Source organism: Rhodococcus sp. HM1, assembly GCF_023218075.1.
Classification (GTDB): Bacteria; Actinomycetota; Actinomycetes; order Mycobacteriales; family Mycobacteriaceae; genus Rhodococcus.
Genome location: NZ_JALPTB010000224.1, coordinates 1 through 405 on the forward strand (window position 1 = coordinate 1; position 405 = coordinate 405).

Annotated in this window: 1 protein-coding gene; it reads left to right on the forward strand. The window is 77.3% G+C overall.

Annotation, left to right across the window (positions count from 1 at the left end):
• Positions 1-405, forward strand: a 405-nt coding sequence (locus tag M1M07_RS32530) for a formate dehydrogenase accessory sulfurtransferase FdhD (RefSeq protein WP_248676808.1), incomplete at both ends; no start/stop codon positions are given.

Consider the following 405-nt stretch of genomic DNA (forward strand, 5'->3'; position numbering starts at 1 on the left):
ATGATGGCCACGCCGGCCGACCTGGAAGCGTTCGCCCTCGGCTTCGCGCTCAGCGAGGGCCTGATCGACACGCCCGCCGACTGCCGCGGCATCGAGGTGTTCGCGCGCAACGCGCCGCAGGGCGGCGGCGGTGGTGGCGGCACGGCCTGCGAGGTGCACCTGGACATCGCGCCGCGCTGCTTCGCCCGCCTCAAGGAACGGCGCCGGGCGCTGGCGGGGCGCACGGGCTGCGGCCTGTGCGGCATCGACAGCCTGCAGGCACTCGACCTCGTGCCGGAACGGGTGACGCCGCGGCCCTGGGCCACCGGCCTGCCGGCGGCCACGGTGCTGCGCGCGGTCTCCGCCATGCCGGCGCTGCAGGTGATGAACGCCGCCGCCGGGGCCCTGCACGCGGCCGCCTGGGCC